Origin of the sequence: Bacillus paramobilis (assembly GCF_038096195.1) — a bacterium.
GTDB classification, from domain to species: Bacteria; Bacillota; Bacilli; order Bacillales; family Bacillaceae_G; genus Bacillus_A; species Bacillus_A mobilis.
In genome coordinates this window covers 4,764,142-4,781,662 of the sequence record NZ_CP151108.1, presented here as the reverse complement: position 1 = coordinate 4,781,662, position 17,521 = coordinate 4,764,142, and the positions used below count along the sequence as shown (strand labels likewise).

The following is a 17,521-nucleotide window of genomic DNA, read 5'->3' as shown; positions in this document are numbered from 1 at the left end:
AAGGGATAAATAGGTAAAAGGAGATTAGAAAATGAATGATATTTATGAAGCATTAACGAAAGAACTATTAGACAAAAATGACAAGCTTTCTTACGCACAGGCTCGTGCGTGGGTTGAATTACTATGGGAAGATTTTCAAACAACTTATGCGAAGTCAGGTCGTTACCAAGGTGATGAAATGACTGAACAAGTGGTAAGAACATGGATTAATAATCATGGAGCACGTCTTCATGAAATGCGTACAAATAATCCGAAATATAGCCATTTAATCAATCAAGACGATCATTTGAAACATTAAAAAAAGCGACTTAAGTCGCTTTTTTTAATGTGGAAGTAACTCCAGTTTTTTTCGGAGTTTTTCTTCACTAAAAATCCATCCTGTATAGGAACTAATAATATTTAAATTATGATCGAGTTGAACGATTGCAACGAATGGATAATAATCTTTACTGCGATATCGCAAATCAATGAATCGAACTTCGTAATAATGATCATAATCGAAAACGTCCCAGCGATACACAGGGGAGAAAGATAGAAATGCTGAGATGTTTTCATCTTGTTTCGCAGCGCGCATAATAGCATTGTCTGGGAACGGTACCCGGTCGAATTTATCATAGACCATGATGTTACCACGATGCCATCTAGCAACGTAGTAATAATCAGTTGTAACGATTGCTAAATGGTAATGATAAAATCGATAAGAAGGAGAAATGATGATCTTCTCAACATGATTGAAACGTTTATATACGACACTACGTATGTTTCTATGCATCATAATCCGTCCGATATAGTAAACGACCATCAATATATACGCTGCTAAGGCGGTATACCCTTTATGAGATCCTACGAGCATACAAGCAATTGCTAGTATATGAATAAAGAAAATGACGGTATCAAATGTATTAATGATACCGAGTGCTACCCATTTTTTTGTGAAGGGCCGTAATGCCTGTGTACCGTAGGCATTAAAAATATCTACAAAGACATGAAGAAAGACGGCAATAAATGACCAAAGTAGTAGGTGCAAATATGGGGCGTCTGAAAAGAAGGCGAAAGAGATGCCACTTATAAGGAATGACCAAAGAATCACGGCAGGAATGGAATGAGTAATCCCGCGATGATTTCTTATATATTTAGCGTTATTACGCAATTTTAAAACTGTATCGATGTCAGGAATATTGGAACCGGCAATTGCAGCAAGCATAACTGCTTGTGGCCCAATATCACTTTGTGCTATGGCTGGATCTAATGTTGCCAAACTGCCTAGAGTAACGCCCATAACAAGGTGAGTGGCTGTGTCCATAGAAATACACCTCCGTTTTTTTATTAATGTAACTCTTTTTATTCGATACCTCAAGTCCTTTGCCTTCTATTTCCTATGTCATCTTACTTAAATTTTTTCCTAAAATCTTTATAATAGTACTTATATGCAAAAAAATGAGGGGGATCAAGTTTGACACTTGAAATATTAAATAATTTTAACATAGAGCAGTTTCAAAATGATTTAATTGGTTGGTTTGAAAAAGAGCAACGCGACTTACCGTGGCGTAAAAATAAAGATCCATACCGCGTCTGGGTTTCAGAAATTATGTTGCAGCAAACAAGGGTAGAAGCTGTAAAACCATATTACGCGAATTTTATGGGGAAGTTTCCTACTCTAGAAGCTTTGGCAAATGCGGATGATGAAGAAGTGTTAAAAGCGTGGGAAGGTTTAGGGTATTATTCTAGAGCACGAAATTTACATGCGGCCGTAAAAGAAGTAAAAGAAGTATACGGCGGAATCGTACCGAGTGATGTAAAGAAAATCGAAAAATTAAAAGGAGTCGGACCCTATACAAAAGGTGCTATTTTAAGTATTGCATATGGTATACCAGAGCCGGCAGTTGACGGAAATGTTATGCGTGTATTATCCCGTATTTTATCAGTATGGGATGACATTGCAAAACCGAAAACTAGAAAAGTGTTTGAAGAGATTGTGCGTGAAATTATTTCGGCTGAAAATCCATCTTATTTTAATCAAGGTTTGATGGAGTTAGGCGCACTAATTTGTATTCCAAAAAATCCAGCATGCTTACTTTGTCCTGTACGAGAGCATTGCCGAGGATATGCTGAAGGCGTTCAAAAGGAGTTGCCAGTAAAAAGTAAAGCGAAGGCTCCGACAATGGTACCGATCGTTGCAGGTGTGCTGCAAACGGAAGATGGTCGTTACGTCATTAATAAACGTTCAAGTACCGGGTTATTAGCTAACATGTGGGAGTTTCCTAATGCCGAACTTGGTGAAGGGATTCGGAACCAGAAGGAACAACTTGCAGATTATATGAGAGAAAAATTTGAGCTTTCGATTTCTATTGAAGAATACGCAATGAATGTGCAACATACGTTTACACATCGTACTTGGGACATATTTGTATTTTACGGAAAAGTAACCGGTGATATTGTTGAAACAGATACATTGAAATTTGTATCGAAAGAAGCATTTGAGCAGTTACCTTTCTCGAAATCGCATCGTACGATTTATGAGAATTGCGTTGAGAAAATTACAATGCAATAAAGTGAAACTTTAATCAGTGGGGGGTTTCTTCATCCCCCACTGATTATTAGCCCTCACCAATCGGGCTGCCCATTAAAGCGGGATAAATAAAAAAGTGTTCCCTAGATTGGGAACACTTTTTTAATCGTAAGAAATTTTGGTCCCATGAGTCCAACTAGCATCACCTTCGTGTAAGCCACCTCTTGCTTCAATTTCTATTACAATTTCTTTGTAAATACTTTGACCTTCTGCATTTAAATAAGGCAGAATCTGTTGTAATGAATGATGAAAATAAGCTAATTCATCTTCTTTCCACTGATTTTTTGAAACCATCGTTAGTTCAGTCATATCGCGTCCTATATACATATTTCCACCTCCATTTTCTATAGTTTGAATGAGTGATGGGGAATATATGTGTAATTTTTTAAAAGAAAATTACGGATAGCTTCTAAGTGAATTGGTTACATTATTGGTTGTGGAGGTGAGAAAGATGAGTAAAAAACAACAAGGTTATAACAAGGCAACTTCTGGTGCTAGCATTCAAAGTACAAATGCTAGTTATGGTACAGAGTTTGCGACTGAAACAAATGTACAAGCAGTAAAACAAGCAAACGCACAATCAGAAGCAAAGAAAGCACAAGCTTCTGGTGCACAAAGTGCAAACGCGAGTTATGGTACTGAATTTGCAACTGAAACAGACGTGCATGCTGTGAAAAAACAAAATGCACAATCAGCTGCAAAACAATCACAATCTTCTAGTTCAAATCAGTAATGAAAGAAAAACACTTCTCTAACTCAGGAGAAGTGTTTTCTTTGTGCCTGGGTCATGGTAATGAAAAGAAAGTGAACGACATAACTTCTAATAAGTCAACAAATGTAGTCAAAGGAGAAGGAAGTTAAAGATTAGAAATATGTAATGAGGAATAATAACTGATAAATAAGTCTAAAAGGGGGTAAGTAATGAACGATTTTGATAAGTTGGTAGGAGAACAATTGGAAACGATGGATGAGTTGTTAAAGCTACAAGCTCATCTAGAGAAGTATCAGCAAATTGAAATGAGTGAAAAGGATACGTGCGATAAAAAGGAATTACATTTTATCCGCCAAGAAATATATAGAACAGAATTAGCGTTAAAACTGTTACATGAGAAATTTGAAGAGCAAACCAATAGTGTGATTCAATCTTTTGAAACTGAAAAAATGATTTCGAATTTAGGATAAGACATATTGTTACCTTTCGGTGAAAGGTCCTTCTTTAGATAGAAATAAGGAAGGGCTTTTTCTGTTTTCATTTCCTCGTTTCTAAATAATGTAGCGAAAGCCCAGTCCCCGAAGAAGATTAAAGATATGGTATTTAGTGTGAAAAAGATAGAGCCTTGTCGCTTTAGTTTTAAAATTTCGACAAAAAAGTTATAATAGAAAAAAAGTGAATGCAGCTCAAAGAGCATTTGCAGTTGAAGGAAGGGAGCATATATGGGATTTCCCAAAGAAGGAGAAAAAGTACAAATACATAGTTATAAACATAATGGCTCCATTCATAGAATGTGGGAAGAGACAACAATTTTAAAAGGGACACAGAGTCTTGTGATCGGAGCAAATGATCGTACAGTAGTGACAGAATCAGATGGCCGAACATGGATTACTCGTGAACCAGCAATTTGTTATTTTCATGCAAACTATTGGTTTAATGTGATTGGGATGCTAAGGGAAGAGGGCGTATATTATTATTGTAATTTAGGCTCACCTTTTGCATATGATTCTGAAGCGTTAAAGTACATTGATTATGATTTAGATATTAAAGTGTATCCAGATATGACATATACGCTTTTAGATGAAGATGAGTATGAAAAGCATAGTCAAATTATGCAGTATCCGCCTGTTATTGATACTATTTTAAAAAGAAATGTAGCACAATTAACACAATGGATTCATCAGAGAAAAGGGCCATTCGCGCCAGATTTCGTAGATATGTGGTATGAAAGATATTTAATGTACAGAAATTAAAACAAACCTGCAGGGGATTTCCCGGCAGGTTTGTCCTATTAGAGGGGGGATTATGTGCAAGGTATAAAAAGATATTTGCAATTTGTTAAACCATATCGATGGCTTATTGCTATTACGATTATGATTGGTCTAGTTAAATTCGGCATTCCGCTTATTATGCCGTGGTTATTAAAATATATTATTGATGATGTAATTCAAGGTGGAGGGTCACTTCAAGATAAAACATCTCAATTAGTAACAGCCGTTGGGATTGCTTTTTTTATTTTTGCAGTAGTAAGACCACCAATTGAATATTATCGTCAATATTTTGCGCAACGTATCGCAAACACAATACTATATGATTTGCGAAAACATATTTTTGGTCATTTGCAAAAGTTGAGTTTACGCTATTATTCGAATACAAAAACAGGAGAGATTATTTCACGTGTCATTCATGATGTAGAACAAACGAAGGATTTTGTAATTACTGGATTGATGAATGTTTGGTTAGATACGGCAACAATTGCTATCGCTATTATTGTTATGTTTTCTATGAATGTAAAATTAACATTTGTTGCGCTATTAATTTTACCTATTTATGTAGTGGCAGTGAAATATTTTTTCGGGCGTCTTCGAAAATTGACGAAAGAGCGTTCACAAGCGTTAGCAACGATGCAAGGGTATTTACATGAACGTATTCAAGGGATGCAAGTGACACGTAGCTTTGCATTAGAAGAGTATGAGGGTAAGCAGTTTGAAAAAAGAAATAATGAATTTTTGACGAAAGCGTTAACTCATACGAGTTGGACTGCAAGGACATTTTCAGCAGTGAATACGTTAACCGATTTAGGTCCGTTACTTGTAATCGGTTTTGCAGCATATGAAGTAATTCAGGGGCAATTAACATTAGGGACTATGGTTGCCTTTGTTGGATATATGGATAGTTTGTATAGTCCGCTTCGCCGTCTTGTTAATTCCTCTACAACATTAACGCAGTCTTTCGCATCGATGGATCGAGTGTTTGAATTGTTAGATGAGAAATACGATATTGTCAATGTGCCAAGTGCGGTACAAACGAAAAAATTAAATGGTGAAGTGATATTTGATAATGTATCTTTTCGTTACAATTCAGATGAAAAAGAGATATTACATAACCTTTCGTTAACTATGTTGCCAGGAGAGAAGGTAGCACTTGTAGGAGCAAGTGGGGGAGGGAAGTCATCTCTTGCTAGTTTAATTCCGCGTTTTTATGATGTTTCTTCAGGCGCAGTTTATGTAGATGGAATAGATGTTAGAAAGTATGATATGAGAAATTTACGTAGTCATATTGGAATTGTACTGCAAGATAATTTGTTATTTAGTGATACAATCGGGGCAAATATTTTATATGGAAATCCGAAAGCTACAGAGGAAGAAGTGATTGCAGCTGCTAAAGCTGCGCAAATTCATGATTTTATTATAGAGTTACCTGATGGCTATGATACTGTCGTTGGGGAACGCGGTGTGAAGTTATCTGGTGGGCAAAGGCAACGTGTAGCGATTGCAAGAGTGTTTCTAAAGAATCCATCGTTACTTATATTAGATGAGGCGACTTCCGCTTTAGATTTAGAAAATGAACGGTATATTCAGCAGGCGCTTCAGACGTTAGCTTCTGATCGGACGACGATCGTAATCGCACATCGATTGGCGACGATTACACATGTGGATACGATTATTTACATTGAAGATGGTGAAATTAAAGAAACAGGTTCTCATGAAGAGTTAATGAAAAAAAGAGGGTTTTATTACAATTTATATCAACTTCAACATATAACAGAAACAGCTCCTTTAGCGTAAAAGGAGCTGTTTTCTTTATTCGTCTTCTTTTTTATCTTCGATTTGGAGTTCTGCTTCTGGTTTATGGTATGTGTAGAAGCTATCCACAAGTAAATCTAAATGCTCTACTTCTTCACTATAGTTAATAATGGCAGAAATAAGAGGGAAGAGGTGTAGCCATGTTTTATAAGCTTCCTCATCGTCCTTGTTTTGATAATCCATAAAGATATCAATTAATTCTTGTTTACCTGTTTCAACTTCATCAAGCATTTCAACGGATTGTTGTTTTTTTGCTTTACCAATAAATTTTAATAAAACTTGTTCATGATAATGGGTTAATGAGTCAAGTTCGTTTTGGATAGATTCCTGAAATTCTTCTGGCATATAGCGCAGTTCATTTTCAGTACGATGTAATGATTTTAACGTACTTAAAGCACGGCTTGTCGTCGCTAACATTTGTCTGAATAAAACGAGCTTACGAATTTTTGCGAACTTTACTTTTTTCGTGTAGCTTCTTTCTTCTTTATACAGCAAATAGTAATGGTTTAGTTTGATCATCTTTTCTTTCATACGATCAATATCAGTTTTTAGCGTTGTAAAATCAGAAGCTTGCCTGCTATTCATTCGAATCCATTTTACAATTTCTTCTGTATTATCAACGATACGATGATATAGTTTTGTTTCGTATTTTGGCGGCATAAACACTAAATTTACAAGTGAAGCCGCAATAATTCCAATCATAATCGTCGCAAAGCGAAGTAAGGCAAAACTAAAGAAATCGTCGCCCTGATACTCCATAATGGCGATAACTGTTACTAAAGCAATTGATATTGTGTTTTCTAATCGTAATTGTAACGTAAGCGCAATTACTAATATACATGTTAATCCAATAATAAAAGGATTATGTCCAAAAGCAGTAGCAAATACGATAGCGAATACCGCACCAATGACGTTTGCTTGAATTTGCTCAAGAGCTGTTAAATACGAGCGGTATACAGACGGTTGAACAGCGAATATAGCTGAGATTCCCGCGAATACTGGACTCGGTAATTGAAGTAAAATACAAGCAAATAAAGCTAATGTGATGGCAATACCCGTTTTTAAAATGCGAGCACCAAGTTTCATACCCTTAATAAGATCCTTTCTCTTGTCATAATGAATGTACAACATGATACTATACATTCATTACAATATGTTAGCAAGTGATATTTTAGTGACGTTCATAAGAAATTAAGATTCATTTATACTTTTTCCTAATTCTTTTTAAACATCAATTTTTAGTAAAAAAACCTGCTGAATTTCAGCAGGTTTCAAATTGTTACTATAGATTACTATGAGAAGTGTACTTCGTCAATTTATTCTTGAAAATGAAAGGTAGCTATATCACTCTGTTGAGATAGACGGATCAGCCTGCTCTTTTTTCGGGATGATTTCAAAAAATTGTTGTTGCATATCATCGAGTAACGGTGTTAATAAAGCAACTTCTTCGTATTGCTCATGCTCATTTAATACACGAATATAATCTAGCAATAACTCAGTCACATCTTGCGCACCATTTTTACTAATTGGTTGTAATGTAACATTCGCTCCTTTTGCGATTCTTCTTTTTAAAGCCTGTTCAGTTAAACCTAAGCTTGAATCATGACGTAAATAAACAACACCGCCAGTCATACCAGCACAGATCCATGGACCAGGATCCCCTAAAACAAGCGCTCGCCCATTTGTCATATATTCAAAAGCAAAACCTTTAATGTTAGAGTATGCACCTATATTGCCTTGTTCTTTTTCGCGGAGTGGCTTTGTCATACGCCCTCCAATTATCATGTCTGCTCCAGAGAGGCGGATACCAGCGCGAGCATCAGCATTACCTTGCACGTATAGCGCTCCTTTTTGTGCACCGTATCCAAAACCTTTTCCGACAGAACCGTTATAATATGTGCCGTCTTTTCCTTTTGCTTTCGTTATATAAATACCACCACCAAAGGAAGTTTTACCAATGCCATCTTGTGCACCGCCATTTACGTGTATAAATAAGTTCTCACTATTGTAAGCGCCTAATCCATTTCCAGGAATAGAGCCATTCGTATACTTTAATGTAAGTGGTTCAAGCTTCGTGTCTTCATATAATTTACTACGAACGCGATAGCAAGATTCTAGACCACCCATAACGCGTTGCTCTACGCCAACTCCTACTAATTCTTTCGAATGAGGGGAATGAACTGTTTCAAATTGTTTTTCCGGTACGTCTTCTGTTTTTGTAACAGATGGATGTTCTATCATTTGTAGTAAATTACATAAGTCTAATAAATTTTCGCCTCGAACTTGCTCTAATAAATCGGAACGCCCAACAATTTCTTGCAAATTTGTATAACCAAGATTTCCTGTTAATCGTTTTAGTTCTACGCCAAAAGTGGTGAATAAATGTAATAATCCAGCGACGGCGCTTTCTAATTCACGTGGGACAAAGCGGCGTAATCCGTGTTCTTTCGCCTGAGCTTCAGACTCAATTTGTGTTGCAATTCCAACGTGACAAGTATCTAGATGACATCCGCGGCAAGTTGTACAGCCGATTGCAATCATGGATAATGTACCAAATCCAATACGGTTTGCCCCAAGAAGCATGACTTTCAAGGCGTCATTCACACTTCGAATACCACCGTCTGCCCAAATTTCTACCTTGTGTCTCATATTTGCTTCTAATAAAGCATTGTGAGCGGCTTTCACACCGATTTCTACAGGAAGGCCTACATGTTGCAATGCGTGAATACGTGCAGCTCCTGTACCGCCATCAAATCCGCTAATGTTAATAAAATCAGCGCCAGCTTTTGCGATACCGACAGCAATTGTTCCAATGTTAGGGACGACAGGGACCTTGACAGCTACTTTTGCAAGTTGATTGGCGGTTTTAATTTCTGTAATCATTTGAGCTAAATCTTCAATGGAATAAATATCATGGTTGTTAGAAGGTGAAATTAAATCTGAGCCAATTGTAGCATTACGTGCTTCAGCGATTTTTGCTGTTACTTTTGAACCTGGTAAATGTCCACCTTCACCAGGCTTTGCGCCTTGCCCAATTTTTATTTCAATTAAGTTTGATGAATTTAGTAGTTCAGCGTTTACACCAAATCGTCCAGATGCAACTTGTTGTCCACGTGTATGTGGATACTTTCCGATCATATCTTTAATTTCTCCGCCTTCACCGTTCAAACTGATCATATTTAGCTGGTCAGCTGCTTCTGCATACGAACGAAAGGCAACTTCATTTTGAGAACCGAATGACATGGAACTAATAATAAATGGCAAATCATGATTTTGAATGCTGATGGACACTTCTTCAGCGGGAACTACATGTTTTGCTTGTTTCGTTTGAACAAGGTGTCTAATTGCAATTGGGTTGTTTTCTTCTAATTCACTTAACTTGTCACGGTAATCATTATAAGAGTTTCCTTTTGCGACATCGCCGATTGCTTTCCAAATTCGTGGGAATATATGAAAAGATTTTCGCATTCTAACTTTAGGATCATTGTAATCATCTGCTCGCATTTGTGCATCTTCAGCAAGTGACGCAAGCGAAAAAGCTAGATTATTTGAACCAAAGAAATTCGTGATTTGTAATATATTTGCGATTTCCTCATGTAATCCGATGGAAGAATAGAGGCGACCGTAACCGCGTAATTCATGAATTCCAATTGTTGAAATGACTTTCTCTAGTCCTTTATTAAGTGCATGATATAAATTCGTAATTGGTGTTTTTGTCCCATCATTTACGGTTGCAAATAATAAATATGGATTAATACTATCTGCTCCTAATCCATACAGTGTGACGATATCGTGTAAGGAGCGAAGGGCACCAGAACGTATAACGAGAGAGCAGTTTCGGCGTAATTGATTTTCGCTTAATACTTGATGTACTTTGGCGGTAACTAAATGCGGATCAATCCATAACTGTTCATTTAGATGAGCGTTGGCATCGTCTATTAGTAGTAGAGAAGCTCCATCGTTCACGGCTGTTATTGCTTCAGAACTAATTCGATTTAAGGCGCATTGTAAAGTTTCTGCCGGACTGAATGTAGCAGAGATTGTAGCGATAGAGCTATGAGTATTGAATAGCTCTATAAGTTGTTCGTACGTAATTGTGTGTAATTCCTCTGCAATAGATTGTGCTACACTTCCTTCTAAAATAACGGGGGAAAGCATCTCAACTACAAATGGCTGTTTAACGCCGCTTAATAAACTTGGACGCTCTCCAAGTATCGTCCGTGTGGAGAAGTGTTCGACCTCTCGATCACGATCGATTGCTGGATTTGTAACAACGGCTACACTTTCCTTAATGAAGTCAGCGATATTTCGTCTATCAGTATCGAGTGCGGCGAGTGGTGAGTCATGCCCAAGTGAGCGAATTGGTTCAACGCCTTTTGTTGCCATCTGTTCAAGAAGTTGAATATGCTCTCGGTCCCATCCAAAAGCAACATATTGCTTCGTCTCAACTTGCATAGAATCACATAATCCCGAGATTTCTTTCGTTTCAGGGATAGATAAGTTTAAATGATAACCTTTAGTATCAACCCGCTTTTTAAAACGGTTATATACTTGAGTTTGGTAGTCATCGTATTCGTAGAGTACAAGCTCATCCTGCTCATTCCACTTTAATCCGACCTTTTCTCCAGGAGCGAGTGGTTTTGGTTCTGCTACATATTCAGTTGGTGATACAACTCCAGGTTCAGAAGAGAAAATATAAGAGCTTTCTGTTTCAACTTTCCATACTGGTCGTAGTCCAAGGGAATCAACGCTGAAAACAGCTTCATCTTTATAACGTGAAATAATGCCAGCTGGACCTTGCGCAAAATGGCCCCATGCTTCACGTATATACGTATATAAATCTTGTAAATGCGGTTTATAAAGTTTAATTTCATTAATAATTGGTGGGAATAGTATATCCATTGCTTCAAATAAACTGTAGTCGTATTGAACAAGTAGAGTTTCTAAGGTGCGGTTTAAATCTTGGGAGTCGCTGCCCCCAGCAGTAAGTGGAACATGAATCATTTCAGCTTGATCGCGTAATTTTGCAATTGTGTTAATTTCACCATTATGTCCGAGAACGCTAAATGGTTGTACACGAAAAAAATTAGATAATGTATTAGTAGAATAGCGATTATGTCCAAGTGTCATAGTTGAAGCGATAAGTGGATGTTGTAAATCGTTGTAATAGGCAACAAGTGTATCCCCAGCACCTAGAACTTTGTATACAACATGGTCACGACTTAAAGAAGCAACATGAATCGCTTCGTCTTTCTCTATTTTTATCGTTACCGAAAATAATGTTTGCTCAATATTTTTAACTTCATTTTCCGCGATAAGAGCAACTTGCCAAAATAAAGGTTCTTCTTGTTTACCAAGTGGACCGAGTGCATCGGAATTTATTACGTCGTCACTTTCGAAAAGGATTGCAAAGTTTTCGTTGTTTAGTTGTGTACGAATATAATTTTTTAAATTAACTATATTTTCGTTTTTGTTTAGAAAAAAATGTCCAACGATAAAGTGGGGATGATCCACGATCGTTGGATTATATCCGCTACTTTTTAGTTTTTCATTCCAAAGTGCTTTTGGTACATCAATGTGAATGCCGATTCCATCGCCTTCACCATTAATGAAGCCAGCCCGATGATTCATTTTGACTAGTGATTGTATACAAAGGTCAATGTTTTCTTTTGTAGGAATTTTTCGTTTCTCCATAACGGAAACGATTCCACACGCATCGTGTTCTGCATTTTTATAACCTCGAAATAAAGACGGTGTCCATGTATTTGTTTTATTGAGCATCCGTCAATCCCCCCTCTTATTGAAGTTTGAATAATCTTACTATTTAAGGCGTGAGCAGCCTTGTATGCAAAGATAGTAAGGATATAAAAGAATAATTAAACAGATAATTATGAATAATTATACTATTAATGAGGGATTTATGAAATAGAAAAAAGGAAAAAAGAAAGATGTGCTTTCTTTTTTCCTTTTAATGACGGGATTATTTATTGTCTGCTAAAGCAGCAAATGCTCTGCCTACAGCTTCGATTGTATATTCAATATCTTCTTTTGTATGTTCTGTCGTTAAGAACCATGCCTCATATTTAGAAGGTGCTAAGTTAATTCCTTCTTGCAGCATAAGCTTGAAGAATTTACCGAACATTTCACCGTCTGTATCTTGTGCTGCATCGTAATCTTCAATTGTATTTGTTGTGAAGTATACAGTTAAAGCACCTTTTAGTCGGTTTAATGTAATATCGATATTATGTTTTGCAGCTTGCTCTAAAATTCCTTTTTCAAGCATCGCACCAAGTTCATCTAATTTCTCATAAAGCCCTTCTTGTTGAAGAACTTCTAAACAAGCGATACCAGATGCCATAGAAGCAGGGTTTCCTGCCATTGTACCAGCTTGATATGCAGGTCCAAGCGGGGCAACTTGTTCCATAATTTCTTTCTTACCACCGTAAGCACCGATCGGAAGTCCGCCGCCAATAACTTTACCAAGCGCTGTTAAGTCTGGTGTTACGCCAAGTAAGTCTTGAGCACCACCGTACATGAAGCGGAAAGCAGTAATAACTTCATCATAAATTACTAGTGCGCCAGCTTCGTGAACAAGTTCATTCACTTTCTCAAGGAAGCCAGGTTTTGGTTCTACAATACCGAAGTTTCCAACAATCGGTTCTACAAGAATAGCAGCTACTTCATGTCCCCATTTATCTAATGCTTCTTTTAAAGTTTCTACATTATTAAATGGAACGGTAATAACTTCTTGAGCAATACTTTGTGGTACACCGGCTGAGTCAGGAGTTCCTAGCGTAGAAGGGCCAGATCCAGCTGCTACAAGTACTAAATCAGAATGACCGTGGTAACAACCAGCGAATTTCATAATTTTTGTGCGGCCTGTGTAAGCACGAGCGACACGAATTGTTGTCATGACTGCTTCAGTACCAGAGTTTACGAAGCGGACTTTATCTAATGCAGGCATTGCTTCTTTTAACATTTTTGCAAATTTTACTTCTAGCGCTGTTGGTGTTCCGTAAAGTACACCATTTTCAGCAGCTGTTGTAATTGCTTTTGTAATGTGCGGGTGAGCATGTCCAGTAATAATAGGACCGTATGCTGCTAAATAATCGATATATTTATTTCCGTCTACATCCCAGAAATAAGCACCTTTTCCACGTTCCATAGCAACAGGAGCGCCACCGCCAACTGCTTTAAAAGAACGAGAAGGACTATTAACGCCACCAACAATATGTTCTAAAGCTTCTTTATGTAATGCTTCTGATTTTGTGAATTTCACTACAATTCATCTCCTTACAAAAATCTATGTATTATTCTAACATGTTTTTCGAAAAGACGTATTGTTTGTGATAGAGAAGGCAGTTGGGTAAACTATTCGTTGTGACATTTAGGAAGGGGGTCCGGTTATGAAATCGGTAATTGAGGTACAAGGGTTACGTAAAGAGTTTACAGCCTATTCAAGTCGTCCAGGTTTAAAGGGTGCATTTCGCGATTTATTAAATCGTAATTATAAAATAGTACCAGCAGTAAATGACGTATCTTTTACTGTGAAACAAGGTGAAATGGTTGGATATATTGGTGAGAATGGTGCCGGTAAATCAACGACAATTAAAATGCTTACGGGGATTTTGACTCCGACATCAGGAGAGATTTTAGTAAATGGGATGAATCCGCATAAGCAGAGAGAAGAATTTGTAAAAACAATTGGTGTTGTTTTCGGTCAACGCTCGCAACTTTGGTGGGATATTGCTGTACAAGAGTCGTTTCGTTTATTAAAAAAGGTGTACGGTGTATCAGACGCTCAGTATAAAGAGCATATGGAGCACGTAATTGAAACGTTAGATATTGGTCCTTTATTAGATAAGCCGGTTCGAAAGTTATCTCTAGGTCAAAGAATGCGTTGTGAATTAGCGGCAGCGTTAATTCATAATCCGCCGTTATTATTTTTAGATGAACCTACAATTGGGTTAGATGTTCTTGTGAAATTGAAAATACGTGAATTTTTAAAAGAAATGAATGAACGTTATAAAACAACAATTTTATTAACAACCCATGATATTACGGATATTGAAGCTTTATGTGAGCGCGTTATCATGCTGGATGAAGGAAATATTATGTATGACGGTTCTTTAAATAATCTTCGTACGCAGTGGGGAGCGGAGAAGGAAATACATTTTCAATTTATTGCACCAGTTTCCTATCAGGCTTTATCAATGGTTATGCCAGATAGTCATGTCGTTTGGTCGAAAGCGAAAGAGGAAAACGCGTGGATTGCAAAAATACCGAATGAAGAAGTTATCATTTCAATGCTTATTTCTAAAGTAGTACAAGCCTTTCAAATTAAAGATTTAAAAATTAACGAAGTGTCTACAGAGGAAATCATTCGTAACATTTATGAAGAAGGTATTAAACATGGGTAAGTACATTGAAATGATTCGGATTCGCTTTTTAATGATGCTTGCGTATCGTACAAACTATTATAGTGGGATTTTAATTTATACAATTAATATCGGTGCGTATTATTTTTTATGGCAAGCAATTTATAGTGGAAAAGAGAATATTGAAAGTTTATCTATTTCGCAAATGACTACGTATATCGCAATTGCGTGGATGGCACGTGCCTTTTATTTTAATAATATAGACAGAGAAATTGCGATGGAGATTCAGGAAGGACGTGTAGCGGTAGAGCTGATTCGTCCATATAACTATTTAGGAATGAAAGTGATGCAAGGTCTTGGTGAAGGAATATTTCGTTTTGCCTTCTTTTCAATCCCAGGTATGGTTATCGTTACCTTATTATTTTCATTGCAAATTACAACGAATTTTCAAACGTGGTTATATTTCTTCTTATCTTTAATATTTAGTTTTATTATTAATACACAAATTAATTTAATGACGGGAATGCTCACGTTCTTCCTATTTAATAATAGTGGAATTATGTATGCAAAACGTGTTGTTATTGATTTATTTTCAGGTCTATTATTACCAATTAGTTTTTATCCGTTATGGGCCCAAAAGGCAATGGTATTTTTACCGTTTCAGGCCATTAGTTATATTCCGAGTATGATTTTTTCAGAAGGTATACAAGGAAGTAAATTGTATGAGGCATTATTATTCCAAGTAATTTGGGCAATTGTACTTATTATTCCAATTGTACTCATGTGGAGAACGGCGAGAAAACGTCTAATTGTACAAGGGGGATGATGAGATGATATATATAAACCTATTTTTGCAATATGCAAGCCAATATATAAAAACAAAATTGGAGTATCGGGGCGATTTTATCGTTGGACTACTTTCTGATTTATCACTGCAGGCTGTTAATTTAATCTTTATTCTCGTTGTGTTTGGGCATACACAAGCATTAAAAGGCTGGAGTAGAGAGGAAGTCATCTTTATTTATGGTTTCTTTTTAGTGCCGTTTGCCATTTTCTCAGCTTTCTTTAACATATGGGATTTTAATGATCGTTACATTATTAAAGGAGAAATGGATCGCATATTAACGAGGCCGATTCATAGTTTGTTTCAAATTATATTAGAAAGAATGGAGCTTGAATCTTTAATTGGAGCGATTACAGGAATAATTGTAATGGGCTACGCAGCAGTGGAGTTGCAATTATCTTTTTACTGGTACGATTTCTTCTTATTCTTACTGATGGTAGGAGGGGGCGCCCTTGTATACGGAGGGATATTTGTTACGCTTGCAAGCCTTGGTTTTTGGTCGGATGCGAAAAGTTCGATTATGCCGCTAATGTATAACATAGGTAACTATGGTCGCTATCCTGTTAACATTTATAACCGTGTGATTCGCTTCATTTTAACGTTTGTTTTACCATTTGCGTTTGTCGGAGTGTATCCAGCAGCATACTTTTTAAGAAAAACAGAGTGGAATAGCTATGCCTTTGCAACACCATTCGTTGGTGTTATCTGTTTTACGATTGCAATCACTCTTTGGAATCAAGGGGTAAAAAGGTACCGTGGTGCTGGGAATTAATTATAGAAGCTTGTTTGTTTCTAAGGGATAAATTCAATGGCTGTCTCATACATATAAAATGAGGTGGAGGACATGTTATGGGGATTTATTCTATTAATTGCAGCAATTGCTATTTTAAGAAGTGTCCAATTGTTATGGAGTTCATATTCAGATTCTAGGCGTTTCTTTTCGTTTTATAATTTAGCCTCCTTATTTTTAATTTATACAACGGTATTGATTGCGTTTGGGTTAAGTTATGTTGTATTAGAAGAAATGGGCTTTGCAGTTTTGAAAGAAGATGGAGAAAGCTTGCATGCCCAATCTTTTCAACTCGTAGAAATTTGCTTATATTTTAGCGCAGTTACTTTATTGTCCGTTGGGTACGGTGATATAGCTCCGATTGGAATAGGGAGATGGATTGCGATTGCAGAAGCGCTAATTGGATATACATTACCGTTTGCTTTTGTCATGAGGTCTGTAATAGACAATGAAAAATAAGATTGCATTTGATATAGTAAAAGAAAAGAGTAGGAGTGATAACAATGATCACAGTAGGAGAAATGGCTCCAGAATTTACATTAGAGGGAAGTAACGGGGAACAAGTTCGCTTAGCTGATTTTCTTGGTAAAAACGTAGTTCTATATTTTTATCCGAAAGATATGACTCCAGGGTGTACAACTGAAGCGTGTGATTTTCGAGATGCATATGGATTATTTCAAGAGAAAGATACAGTTATTCTTGGTGTAAGCCCTGATTCAGCGAACAGACATCTGAAATTCATTGAGAAGCATGAACTTCCATTTGTACTTTTAGTAGATGAAGATCATAAGGTAGCAGAATTGTACGATGTTTGGAAATTGAAAAAGAACTTTGGGAAAGAGTACATGGGAATCGAGCGTTCTACATTCCTTATTAATAAAGACGGTGAGCTTGTAAAAGAATGGCGTAAAGTGAAAGTGAAAGGACATATTGAGGATGTTCTTTCTTATATAAAGTAAATTCACTGCAGAGATAAAATATATAGAAGTAAGGCAAGTGTCTATACATATTTTATCGCCTTACATAAAGTGAAGTGTAGGGCATACCTCCTCAGATGATAGTATTCCAAGTGCGATTATGTCGCACTTTTTTTCTATGTAAATGTATAGAAGATGGGGAAAGATATATAAGAATAAGGCTAT

At 36.7% G+C, this 17,521-nt stretch carries 16 protein-coding genes; 11 read left to right on the top strand and 5 right to left on the bottom strand.

The genetic code is table 11. From position 1 onward, the window contains the following. Positions 1–31: 31 nt before the first annotated feature. On the top strand, positions 32–298 hold the full coding sequence (locus tag AABL52_RS24500; RefSeq protein ID WP_000998156.1) for a YfhJ family protein: 267 nt from the start codon (positions 32–34) through the stop codon (positions 296–298). Between the two features lie 24 nt (positions 299–322). On the opposite strand, the gene AABL52_RS24495 is transcribed toward AABL52_RS24500, so the two are convergent. Further along, positions 323–1,303 carry a metal-dependent hydrolase gene (locus AABL52_RS24495; RefSeq protein ID WP_000379118.1) on the bottom strand — a complete coding sequence of 327 codons (981 nt, stop codon included), beginning with the start codon at positions 1,301–1,303 and terminating at the stop codon, positions 323–325. A 150-nt stretch (positions 1,304–1,453) separates the two neighbouring features. On the opposite strand from AABL52_RS24495, the gene mutY reads away from it, so the two are divergent. Further along, positions 1,454–2,551 (top strand): A/G-specific adenine glycosylase, encoded by a 1,098-nt coding sequence (mutY, locus tag AABL52_RS24490; RefSeq protein ID WP_097844073.1) that lies wholly within the window; start codon positions 1,454–1,456, stop codon positions 2,549–2,551. 120 nt (positions 2,552–2,671) lie between these two features. Here the strand turns inward: mutY and AABL52_RS24485 are convergent, their stop codons facing one another. Further along, complete coding sequence (locus AABL52_RS24485) at positions 2,672–2,896, bottom strand: hypothetical protein (RefSeq protein WP_141524251.1); 225 nt, start codon at positions 2,894–2,896, stop codon at positions 2,672–2,674. 124 nt (positions 2,897–3,020) lie between these two features. Here AABL52_RS24485 and AABL52_RS24480 point away from each other — a divergent pair, with 124 nt between their 5' ends. The 4 genes from AABL52_RS24480 to AABL52_RS24465 all read left to right on the top strand — a co-directional run bounded on the left by AABL52_RS24480 (position 3,021) and on the right by AABL52_RS24465 (position 6,349). Continuing rightward, the gene (locus AABL52_RS24480) at positions 3,021–3,302 is read left to right on the top strand and encodes a gamma-type small acid-soluble spore protein (protein WP_000039039.1); all 282 of its coding nucleotides are present in this window, start codon (positions 3,021–3,023) and stop codon (positions 3,300–3,302) included. Between the two features lie 188 nt (positions 3,303–3,490). Further along, positions 3,491–3,751: a YgaB family protein gene (locus AABL52_RS24475; RefSeq protein WP_000997582.1), complete on the top strand. Its 261-nt coding sequence runs from the start codon at positions 3,491–3,493 to the stop codon at positions 3,749–3,751. Positions 3,752–4,003: 252 nt separating this feature from the next. Then, positions 4,004–4,534, top strand: a complete 531-nt coding sequence (gene ntdP / locus AABL52_RS24470; protein ID WP_000506626.1) for a nucleoside tri-diphosphate phosphatase — start codon at positions 4,004–4,006, stop codon at positions 4,532–4,534. A 54-nt stretch (positions 4,535–4,588) separates the two neighbouring features. Further along, positions 4,589–6,349 (top strand): ABC transporter ATP-binding protein, encoded by a 1,761-nt coding sequence (locus AABL52_RS24465; RefSeq protein ID WP_341518606.1) that lies wholly within the window; start codon positions 4,589–4,591, stop codon positions 6,347–6,349. Positions 6,350–6,364: 15 nt separating this feature from the next. Here AABL52_RS24465 and AABL52_RS24460 read toward each other — a convergent pair whose 3' ends face one another. The 3 genes from AABL52_RS24460 to hemL form a co-directional block, all read right to left on the bottom strand. Further along, a complete protein-coding gene (locus AABL52_RS24460) occupies positions 6,365–7,453 on the bottom strand; it encodes an aromatic acid exporter family protein (protein ID WP_000765792.1) in 1,089 nt (362 codons plus the stop codon). A gap of 258 nt (positions 7,454–7,711) precedes the next feature. Beyond that, the gene (locus tag AABL52_RS24455; protein ID WP_341518605.1) at positions 7,712–12,148 is read right to left on the bottom strand and encodes a glutamate synthase-related protein; all 4,437 of its coding nucleotides are present in this window, start codon (positions 12,146–12,148) and stop codon (positions 7,712–7,714) included. A gap of 199 nt (positions 12,149–12,347) precedes the next feature. Further along, the gene (gene hemL, locus AABL52_RS24450) at positions 12,348–13,646 is read right to left on the bottom strand and encodes a glutamate-1-semialdehyde-2,1-aminomutase (protein ID WP_000673239.1); all 1,299 of its coding nucleotides are present in this window, start codon (positions 13,644–13,646) and stop codon (positions 12,348–12,350) included. Positions 13,647–13,773: 127 nt separating this feature from the next. Here hemL and AABL52_RS24445 point away from each other — a divergent pair, with 127 nt between their 5' ends. The 5 genes from AABL52_RS24445 (at position 13,774) to bcp (ending at position 17,338) form a co-directional block, all read left to right on the top strand. Beyond that, on the top strand, positions 13,774–14,787 hold the full coding sequence (locus tag AABL52_RS24445; protein ID WP_097844067.1) for an ABC transporter ATP-binding protein: 1,014 nt from the start codon (positions 13,774–13,776) through the stop codon (positions 14,785–14,787). Continuing rightward, positions 14,780–15,571: an ABC transporter permease gene (locus AABL52_RS24440; protein WP_000521523.1), complete on the top strand. Its 792-nt coding sequence runs from the start codon at positions 14,780–14,782 to the stop codon at positions 15,569–15,571. Before AABL52_RS24445 ends, AABL52_RS24440 begins: the two co-directional genes overlap by 8 nt. A 4-nt stretch (positions 15,572–15,575) precedes the next feature. Next, the gene (locus AABL52_RS24435) at positions 15,576–16,361 is read left to right on the top strand and encodes an ABC transporter permease (RefSeq protein ID WP_061676757.1); all 786 of its coding nucleotides are present in this window, start codon (positions 15,576–15,578) and stop codon (positions 16,359–16,361) included. A gap of 72 nt (positions 16,362–16,433) precedes the next feature. Next, positions 16,434–16,838 (top strand): potassium channel family protein, encoded by a 405-nt coding sequence (locus AABL52_RS24430; protein ID WP_000964346.1) that lies wholly within the window; start codon positions 16,434–16,436, stop codon positions 16,836–16,838. A gap of 44 nt (positions 16,839–16,882) precedes the next feature. Then, positions 16,883–17,338, top strand: a complete 456-nt coding sequence (gene bcp, locus AABL52_RS24425; RefSeq protein ID WP_341518604.1) for a thioredoxin-dependent thiol peroxidase — start codon at positions 16,883–16,885, stop codon at positions 17,336–17,338. The last annotated feature ends 183 nt before the right edge of the window (positions 17,339–17,521 follow it).